Raw genomic sequence first — 9,759 nt, 5'->3', positions numbered from 1 at the left:
TCCTACGGCCTCGCCGCCGCCCGCATCCCCACCGGGGAAAACCCGCGCGCCTTCCGCCGCTCCTGGCTCGCCGGCTTCGCCGTCGCCGTCTACAAACGGCTCACTGCCGCCGAAGCCGCCGCGAAAGCCCGCGCCCTGCGCGAAGACACCACCAGCACCGGACCGTCGACCGCCCTCGTCCTCGCCGACCGCGCCACCCTCGTCCAACGCCACCTCACCCACACCTACCCCCGGCTGCGCAAGGGACGAGCCCGCCAGCTCTCCGGCTCCGGCGGCCGCGACGGCTACCACACCGGCGAACGCGCCGACCTCGGCGGCACCCGCCTGACCCCCACCCAGCGGCCCGCTCTCGGCAGCTAACCCCACCGCACCCCGCGCCAGGCCGGCGCCGCCACCCAGCGGCGCCGGCCCTTCACCATGCCCGCAGCTATTCCAGTACGCCCCGTGCCGTCTGTTCTGCCGGCGTCCTTCCCTTCCAGGCTACGATCGACTCCGACAAAGATCAGACAATGATTCCGGGAGAATCCAGCTCCAAAGCAACCCGCCCGAGACCACGACCAGAAAATCGGCAGGACGCGGCACACAAATGCGCCCCCGAACCCCCACTCCCCCCGGGGAAAACAACCCGCCGGACGATGGACAGAACGGCACCCGGCGTCACCCACCTCCGACGGCACATATGGAGCTTGCGCTACGCGCAAGCTCCCAGGACCCATGAGGCCGCCCATCGAACCAGGGGCGAGGGGCTCCGGGCACGCCGTGCCCTGGTAGAGAATTCTCCGGGGTGGCGTCGAGGGAAAGGAACCTGACCCTGGGTGAGTTCAGCGACTGGGATATCGGCATTGCCGAGCGTCGCAGGCGTCGGCTACGGCGGCGAGGCCCTTCCTGGCGGAGTTCTACTGGCCGTCGAGCGCACCGGGGCGGTGCTGCCGTAACCATGCCTCGACCTCAGGGCGCCGCCAGGCCCGGAAGTTCGGTCGCGCGATAACGGGCGTCGGGAAGTCGGACGCCTTCAAGATCATCTTGTTGACGGCGGTCTGGGAGATCCCAAGCAACGACGCGATGTCACTGCTCGTCATGGTCTCATCCGCCACGGATCAACACTAGCTAGTTGCAGCGCTACAACCTCAGGGCGCATACTTTGATTGCAGCGCTACAACCCGTTGCGCCGAGAGGCGACTCCGCCCCGTGCCGACGATCGAGGCGGGACACCCGCGACGGATCCGCAAGGAGGCCGCAGTATGACCACCGTTCGACCATCCGAGCCACCCCCCAGTCCACAGCACGCGTCGGAGTTCGTCACGGTGACCCGCATCGTGCACCCGCCGGCGGTCGACATCGGGCTGTCCGTCTCGCCCGAGGCGACAGTCGAACAGGTAGCCGCCGCCCTCGCGTCCATGCCGGCCAGCGCCGTCTTCGCCGAGCACTTCGGCGACGTCGACGTCACCTTGGTCTTCCGCGAGACACCCTCGTTGTGACCTTCGCCGGAGGCGAGCCGCAGCGCTGTCTCAGCCGGTACAGGCAGGATGCCTTACAGCATGATCGATCATCATCCTCCTGGCACCGTTTCTACCTGGTTTGCACCGATTTCTTATTCGGATTCCTTCTTCGGACGGCCCTGGATTCGGGGTAGTTCCGCACATCGTGAGGCAGGGCGTGACGCCCTCGACGGCGTTGCAGGGGCACTGGCGATGAGCCCTCGTTTCTCGGCTGACGGTGCCCCGGTCGTCCCCCTGTACGGATTTTTGTCGGACCTGTCGGCTTAGATGTCCCCCACGAGACCACGACGCCGATCAACTACGGAGAGTTGTTGAAGGCGGAGTGCAGGGACGGGGGTTCGGAGTGTGGGCGCATAGCGCGAACTCGGACGGTGTTCGGCATCGGCTGATCGATCATCTGGAGGGCACAGGCGCGCTGACGGAACGGTTCGCGTCGGTGTTCGGAGCCGGGCCCGCGGGTCGCTTCCTGGGCTTGGGGCATGACGTGGGAAAAGCGTCTTGCGCTTGGCAGGAACATCTTCTGCGGGTGGAGGCGACGGGAGGCCGGGTCGGCTTCGAGCACAAGTCGCTCGGGGTGGTGCTGGCTCGTCGTCATGGGGCAGATCTGCTCGGGTTGGCGTTGCATGGACATCACGGTGGTCTGGCCAGTCCTTCGTTCGTCGCGGACGAGGTCGATGACGCGACGGCGGAGGAGCTTCGCGCCCGGGACGAGGCGGAGACGGCCTTGCGGCCCTTGCTCCCGGACCTGTTCGACGCTTCGGGAGTGCCGCTGCCTGGCGGATGTCACGAGCAGGTCGAGCGCGACATGCTGGTGCGCTTCCTGTTCTCCGCGCTGGTCGACGCCGATGGGCTGGACACGGCGGCGCACCGTACCGGTGGGCGACCTCGGGTCGCGGCGCCGGCGGATATGGCGATGTTGTGGGACCGCTTCGTCGACCGGCGTAAACGGTTGTTGGCGGGCCGGCCTGCTTCGGATGTTGATCGATGGCGGGAGGAGGTGTTCGAGGCCTCCGTCGCGGCGGCGTCGGTGCCGGGTGGGTTCTTTCGGTTGCCGGCGCCGACGGGGGCGGGCAAGACGATGGCGATGGCCGCGTTCGGGGTGCGGCATGCGTTGGAGCACGGCAAGTCGCGGGTGATCGTGGCGGTGCCGTTCATCACCATCACCGAGCAGAACGCGGCGGTGTACCGCAGCCTGTTGGATCCGGAGGGGTCGGACGGCGGTGAACCGGTCGTGCTGGAGCAGCATTCCCAGGTTACGGTGGACGAGAACAGTCCCGGGCGGCGGTGGGTCCGGCTGGCCGCGGAAAACTGGGACGCGCCGTTCGTGGTGACGACGACGGTGCAGCTGTTCGAGTCCTTGTTCGGTCGCAAGCCGGCGGCGATGCGGAAGGTGCATCGGCTGGCGAACGCGGTGATCGTGCTGGATGAGGTGCAGGCGCTGCCGCCGGCCCTGCTGGTACCGATTGTGGACGCGCTGCGGCTGCTGACCGTCCAGTTCGGGACGACCGTTCTCCTGGCGTCGGCGACCCAGCCAGATCTGTGGTCGCTTGGTCCCCTGAAGAACATCCGCCCAGTTGAGATGATCGCCGAGCCGAAGCGGCTGTACGACGCGTTGCGGCGGGTGCGCTACGAGTGGTGGACCGATCCGAAACCGACGCTGGAGCAGGTGGCTGATCGCGTTGCTCTCCCGGGGCCCGAGGGGCGGGACCAGTCGCTGACCGTGGTGAACACGATCATCGATGCCCGTCGGATGCGGGAGCTTCTCGCGGCACAGGTGCCGGCGGAGGTGTCGGTGTTGCATCTGTCGACGGCGATGTGTCCGGCGCACCGCCGGCAGGTTCTCAGGGAGGTGCGCGAGCGGCTGGCGAACGGGAAGCCGGTCCGGCTCGTCAGCACGCAGTTGATCGAATCCGGGGTGGACCTCGACTTCCCCCTCGTGTTCCGGGCGTTGGCTCCCGCCAACTCGCTGCAGCAGGCCGCCGGCCGCGCGAACCGCGAGGGCAACCTGGGCAGGGAGGGCGGTCTCGTCGTCGTGTTCGACTCGTCCGACAGCGGGAACCCGTCCGCCTACAAGCTGCCGGTCCGGCTCACTCGAGAGCGGATCGGCCCGGGTCTGGCCGACCCGGACGATCTCGACGCATTGCGCGACTACTACACCAGCTACTTCCGCCAGCCGGTCGTGAGCGGGCTCGCGAGTCGGGGTGCCGCCGTGCAGCAGAGCAGGTCCCGGCTCGACTTCCAGGCGGTGACCGATGGACCGCTGCGCGACGTGGGTAACAGCGACGAGCGGGACCGATCGCGGGCCTTCCGAATGATCGACAAGGACACGATCCCGGTCGCAGTCCCCTACGGCCCGGCCAAGGAGCTTGTCGGCGAACTGCTGGCCGAGCTGCGCACCAGTCCCACGCCGGACACCTCGATGATCCGCCGTATCCAGCCCTACCTGGTCCAGATCCAGCGGCACACCTGGAACCGGCCTGACGTCGCCGCCCTGTGCGAGCCCGTCTTCGGCGACCTCGTCGAATGGCGCGGCGGCTACGACGACGCTGGCCTTGTCCTCACCCCCACCGGCGAGGAGTTCGTCGCATGAGACCACGTGACCAGGAGATATCGCAGGTAACCGAGGCGGTTGATGGTTTGGCGGCGTGCTCGTGCCACTGGTACACAACCAAAGTTTAGTTGCGTACCATGTGCAGGGGCACCGTGTAGGGGGTCCCTGTGACCGCTCCCGAGGGGCTGTGCCATACTGCGCGAGGCGGTCCGCACGTACCCGTCCTGCGCCGGTAGGCCAGCGTGCCGGCGAGGCTTCTAACGGTTGAGTCCCGTGGCACGGGCAGGGCGCGAGTCTCGGATATAGATGATTCCGGGACCGCTGCCTGCCCGGGACCGTAGGGCACAACCGTTCCCGCCGGACACGTCGATTGGATGGCAGTTGGCATGAGCCCTGGCTAGTTCGAAGTCGAAGTCGACGAGCAAATTCCTGTAGCGGCGCCTTGCCGTACCCTCACCGCCGACGGCGAGGGTAGTTCGCGATGCGTCGATTGTGTGCACGACGCTGCGATCGGCGACCGAAAGCAGCCGGCACTTAATCATGTGCATCTTTCGCCTTTTTCTGATGGCTTTTACTTCAGGTGAGGAGTGCAGCGGATGGGATCATCGTTTTCCCGGTCGCCCTCGGGGGATCCGCCGGTGGTTGTTCAGGTGTGGGCTGAGGGAGGTTTGTTCACTCGGCCGGAGTTGCGGGTCGAGCGGGTCAGTTATCCCGTGATGACGCCGACCGCGGCGGTGGGGATCCTCGAGTCGATCTTCTGGAAACCGGAGTTCCGGTGGGTGCCGGTCGCGATCGAGGTCCTGAAGCCGATCAGGAAGTTCACCCTGCGGCGCAACGAGACCCATGACCTGCCGTCGCTGATGGACGCGGCCGCGGGGCATCGGAGGATTGACACGGCCGCGAACCGGGACCAGCGCAACGCGGTGTGTCTGAAAGACGTGGCCTACCGCCTCCACGCCCAGGTGGAGCTGCGGCCGCATGCCACGAAGACGACCGCCGCCTACCGGGACCAGTTCCGTCGGCGGGTGAGCCGCGGGGCGTGCTTCCACCAGCCGAGCATGGGTACCCGGGAATTCCCGGCTTACTTCGGACCGCCCGACGAGACCCCGCCGATCGACCACTCGGAAGATCTGGGGTTGATGCTGCACCGCATCCATCACGGCGAGCCGACCCGATTCGACTGGTTCCAGGCCCGGCTGGAGTCCGGAGTGTTGACCATCCCCGAGCATGGCGTGCGGGCCGATATCCCGGTGGTGGCGTAATGTTGCTGCAACGTCTCGCCGCGTTCGAGCGGCCTGTCATCCCGGGCTTCGAGGACGCCGCGCTTCCGCCGTTCTTCCAGATGCGGCCCATGCGGTGGGGGCTGCGTATCACCTCGGACGGCACGCTCGGCTCACCTGACCTGGTGGACCTGAGTAATCCGGCGGACCGTCAGATGAAGCACGGTGAGATCGGCCCGGTTCCCTACATCGCACGGGCCGCCGGCATCTCTCCGCTTCTGGGCGCGGACGACATCCAGTACGTTCTCGGTTGGGCCGACGACGCATCCAAATCGGACCGGGTCGCGGACTGCCACGCGGCGTTCGGCGACTTGATCCGGGGATGGTCGCTGGCCGCTCCCGACGATCCGATCGCCCAGGCCTGCGCTGCCTTCTTCGCCACCCGGCAGTATGCGGCGTTGACCCCGCCAGCTGCCTGGACCTCGAAACAGGGGGTGATTCTCCTCGTCGGCGCGCACGGCCACTGGGTGACCGAGGAGCCATCGCTTCGGGCCTGCTGGGAGTTGGAGGTGCAGCGCCGCAAAGCCGGAGGGAAGACCGACGGCGGGGGACGGAGCGGGACGTGCCTGGTGTGCGGACGGGTCGGAATCCTGGTCGACCGGTTCCCCCAGCAGATACCGCGCCGTCTCGTCCCCGGTTGCAGTCAGGCATCCGCGGCGCTGGTCTCGGCGAACAAGCGCATCCATACCTACGACTTCAGCGAGAACCTCACCACGGTGCCGGTCTGCCTGGGCTGCGCGCAACGGTCGGTCGCGAACCTGCAGTACCTGCTGGACGATCCCGATCATGCGATGACCGGCGGCGACAGTCGGATGACCTGGTGGACCCTCGGCCGCGACTTCGACCTGACGAACACCCTGGTGAAACCCGACCCGCAGCAAGTCACAAAGCTGGTGGCACGCATCCACTCCGGTACCGGGCCCGCCAAAATCCGCCATCTCGACCGGTTCTGCTCCGTCACGGTCAGCGGCAACGTGTCCCGGGTGATGATCCGGGACTGGATCGACATGCCACTCACGCAACTCGAGAAGAACATTGGCACCTGGTTCGCTGATCATCAGACGTTCGGCGTGGACACTTCGCGGGCGGGCTATCTCCCCTTGACTCGCCTCGACCTGGCCACCGGCCGGTGGATTGCGAACCGTGGCGGGGACAGCCAGGCAGGCGAGTACGCCCGGTTCGGCGCGGGCAACGCCCAGCGCCCCGAGAACGTACGCCGCCACCTTCTCCAGTCCGCGCTCAAAGGACTGCCGCTGCCGCCCGCGCTGTTCTCCCACCTGCTGACCCGTATCCGGACCGACGGCCATATCGACGACGCCCGCGTCGCGTTGCTCCGGCTCGCGCTGGTCCGCCGACGACCCCACCGCGTGGAAGACGCGGAAGAGAGGAATCAGTCCACCATGCCCGGACCAGGGCTCGACCCCCACAATCATGACCCCGCCTACCTCGCCGGGCGGATCTTCGCGCAGCTCGAAACGATCCAGTACTACGCCGCCCGCATCGGCCGCGGCAAAGAAGACCGGCTCAACGCCACCTTCGCCGACCGCCACCTGGCCGGTGCCATCACCAACCCGAAGATCGCCCTCATCCAGGGGCAGAAACTCGCCCAGCCCTGGCTGAAAAAGATCGGACGCAGCCGCCCCGACACCGCCATCGCCCTCGGCCGGCAGCTCTCCGACCTATTCGCCATGTTCGACGCGGGCCCTGGCCTGCCGGGACGCGCACAGCTCGACGAACAGGCACGGTTCGTCCTCGGATACCACCACCACCGCTCCGACTCGATGCGCCGCGGACGGGAGGCCAACGCCGCCAAGGCACTCGCCGCCACGACAGCCCAGGCGGACATCGATCCGGAGGACATGCACACCGAGGCACCCGAAACGCCTCCGAGGGACGACAACCAGGACACGTGACGAACGGCGAAAACACCGCGCCGCGCTGACCGGCCTGCACCCCAGCGGCTCGAGACCACCACCGGCTCGGCCCACCTCACCCGAGACTCCCCCAGCGTCTTCAAGGAGACCTTCCATGCCGACCTTCGTCCTAGACCCGAACGTCAAGCACGACATGGTGCTGCTGTTCGACGTCACCGACGGCAACCCCAACGGTGACCCGGACAACGGAAACCGGCCCCGCACCGACGACGAAACCGGCCATGGCCTGGTCACCGACGTCGCGATCAAGAGGAAGGTCCGCGACACCATCGGCCTGGCCGCCGAAGCCGAAGGCCTCGACCTGACCCGCTACCAGATCTTCGTCGAAGCCGGCCACGCGCTGAACACCCGACTGGAAGAGTCCTACCTCGTCAAGGGACTCGAACTCGGCAAGAAGATCGACGATGCGAAAGCCGCGAAGGCCCGGGAATGGCTCGCCAACCGGTACGTCGACATCCGCCTGTTCGGCGCGGTCCTGTCCACCGGCAAGACCCAGTCGCTGGGGCAGATCCGCGGACCGATCCAGGTCGGCATGGCCCGGTCCCTCGACCCGGTCCTGCCCGTCGACCATGCGATCACCCGGGTCACCCAGACCACCCAGGCCGACATCGACAAGGGCGAACGCACCGAGATGGGCGGCAAGTGGACCGTCCCCTACGGCCTGTACCGGGCAGAGATCCACTACTCGGCGCCCCGAGGCCGCCAGACCGGTGTCAGCGCCGCCGACCTCGACCTGTTCCTGTGCACCCTGGTCAACATGTTCGACCACGACCGGTCCGCGACCCGCGGCGAGATGGCCACCCGTGGCCTATACGTGTTCAGCCACCACAACGCCTTCGGCGTCGCACCGGCCCACACCCTCTCCGCCCGCATCACCGCCCGGAAGATCTCCGCGGGTGAACCGCGCAGCTTCGGCGACTACAAGATCGACGTCGATGACGCCGACCTGCCCGACGACGTGGCCCTCACCCGCGTGCTGGGATGAACCCCTCCGACTGGTGGCCCGGCGGGGACGCCCACGCCGGACGGCTTCCCATCTCCGCCTTGGAACACCACGCCTACTGCCCCCGCCAGGCCGCACTGATCCACCTCGACAACGTCTTCGCCGACAACATCGAGACGATGCGCGGCAACGTCGCCCACGCTCACGTCCACGAACCGTCCCCCGCCGTCCCCACCCCCCAGGGAAACCGGATCCGGCAGGTCACCGGCCTGCAGGTCTGGAGCGACCGGCTGGGCCTGTACGGGGTATGCGACGTCGTCGAGATCAGCTCGACCAGCGCAATCCCGATCGAGCACAAGGTTGGCCCCTACGTCCCCGGCGGGCCGGCCGATCTCCAGGCCGGCGCCCAGGCGTTGTGTCTGCGAGACATGCTCACGCTCGACGTCCCCTATGCCGAAGTGTTTTCCCACACCGACCGTCGGCGCCACCGCGTCGACCTCACCGACACACTCGCCACCCGAATCATCACCGCAGCCGAGCGGATGCGAGACATCCTCACCACCGCGGCCCTCCCCGAGGCCGTCGCCGACCGCCGCTGCCGACGATGCTCCCTACACCACGACTGCCTCCCCGAGCTGGCCAACGCCGCGGCGGGCACCCACGACCTGTTCACCCCACGACCCGCAGGACACTGGCATGGCTGAGCTCCTCAACACCCTCTACGCCACAACACCCGGAACCAGCCTGCACCTCGACGGCGACGCCGTACGCATCTGGCATCCCGACAACGACAAAGGCCGCCGCCTTCTCCCCCTCGTCCGCGTCGAAGGACCCACCGGCGGCAACCCCCACCTACGCATCGCCCAACACGATCACTTCCGCGACGACGAACGACGCCTCACTCTCGCCACGTCATACATAGCCGGGAAACTCCAGAACAGCCGCCAACTCCTCCTCCGCGCCGCCCGCGACGCCACCGGCACCCGCCAAACCGCACTCCGCGACACCGCCGCCCACCTCGCCGACGCCCTCCCCACCCTGCGTGACACCACCAACGTCGCCGAGGCCATGGGCGTCGAAGGACAGGCAGCCCGCCGCTACATCGCCACATGGCCGCACCTGCTCACCCCGCACGCGACCGTCACCGCCCCCGCCGGACGCACCAGCCGACCCGCCACCGACCCGGTCAACGCCGCCCTGTCCTTCGGCTACGGCATCCTGCGCATCGCCGTCCACGGCGCCCTCGACCACGTCGGCCTCGACCCCCACATCGGCTACCTCCACGGCATCCGCCCCGGCAAACCCGCCCTCGCCCTCGACCTCATGGAAGAATTCCGCGCCCTGCTCGTCGACCGCCTCGTCTTCACCGCCTTCAACCAGCGCCAGCTCACCGACGCCGACTTCGAACACCACCCCGGCGGCTCCTGCCAGCTCACCGAGTCCGGCCGGAAAAACTACCTCACCCTGTGGAGCCAGGCACGCGCCCGAACCTGGCCCCACACCCTCCTCACCCACGACACCCCCGCCGCCACCCTTCCCCTGCTCCAGGCCA

At 67.8% G+C, this 9,759-nt stretch carries 8 protein-coding genes and 1 pseudogene; 8 read left to right on the top strand and 1 reads right to left on the bottom strand.

The genetic code is table 11. The annotated features are described in order from the left end of the window. A pseudogene (locus AC08OV_RS20975) lies at window positions 1-360 on the top strand (DUF2786 domain-containing protein); the annotation flags it as partial. Window positions 361-896: 536 nt separating this feature from the next. Here the strand turns inward: AC08OV_RS20975 and AC08OV_RS20970 are convergent. Continuing rightward, complete coding sequence (locus AC08OV_RS20970) at window positions 897-1,079, bottom strand: helix-turn-helix transcriptional regulator (RefSeq protein ID WP_476614835.1); 183 nt, start codon at window positions 1,077-1,079, stop codon at window positions 897-899. Window positions 1,080-1,241: 162 nt separating this feature from the next. On the opposite strand from AC08OV_RS20970, the gene AC08OV_RS20965 reads away from it, so the two are divergent. From AC08OV_RS20965 to cas1, 7 genes are all read left to right on the top strand, one after another. Further along, the gene (locus AC08OV_RS20965) at window positions 1,242-1,478 is read left to right on the top strand and encodes a hypothetical protein (RefSeq protein WP_476614834.1); all 237 of its coding nucleotides are present in this window, start codon (window positions 1,242-1,244) and stop codon (window positions 1,476-1,478) included. A 238-nt stretch (window positions 1,479-1,716) separates the two neighbouring features. Then, window positions 1,717-4,089, top strand: coding sequence for a CRISPR-associated helicase Cas3' (cas3, locus tag AC08OV_RS20960; RefSeq protein WP_476614833.1), 2,373 nt, complete (start codon window positions 1,717-1,719; stop codon window positions 4,087-4,089). A gap of 557 nt (window positions 4,090-4,646) precedes the next feature. After that, on the top strand, window positions 4,647-5,312 hold the full coding sequence (gene cas5c / locus AC08OV_RS20955; protein WP_476614832.1) for a type I-C CRISPR-associated protein Cas5c: 666 nt from the start codon (window positions 4,647-4,649) through the stop codon (window positions 5,310-5,312). Then, window positions 5,312-7,243, top strand: coding sequence for a type I-C CRISPR-associated protein Cas8c/Csd1 (locus AC08OV_RS20950; protein WP_476614831.1), 1,932 nt, complete (start codon window positions 5,312-5,314; stop codon window positions 7,241-7,243). Before cas5c ends, AC08OV_RS20950 begins: the two co-directional genes overlap by 1 nt. 115 nt (window positions 7,244-7,358) lie before the next feature. Then, window positions 7,359-8,249, top strand: a complete 891-nt coding sequence (cas7c, locus tag AC08OV_RS20945; protein ID WP_476614830.1) for a type I-C CRISPR-associated protein Cas7/Csd2 — start codon at window positions 7,359-7,361, stop codon at window positions 8,247-8,249. Continuing rightward, window positions 8,246-8,911 carry a CRISPR-associated protein Cas4 gene (gene cas4 / locus AC08OV_RS20940; protein ID WP_011437728.1) on the top strand — a complete coding sequence of 222 codons (666 nt, stop codon included), beginning with the start codon at window positions 8,246-8,248 and terminating at the stop codon, window positions 8,909-8,911. The genes cas7c and cas4 overlap by 4 nt, the downstream gene beginning before the upstream one ends. Then, the coding region (gene cas1, locus AC08OV_RS20935) for a CRISPR-associated endonuclease Cas1 (protein WP_476620165.1) at window positions 8,904-9,759 on the top strand (856 nt) is incomplete at its 3' end. The genes cas4 and cas1, both read left to right, overlap by 8 nt.

Source organism: Frankia sp. CeTa3Moorea, from assembly GCF_978021225.1.
This window is presented reverse-complemented; position numbering and strand designations above follow the sequence as displayed.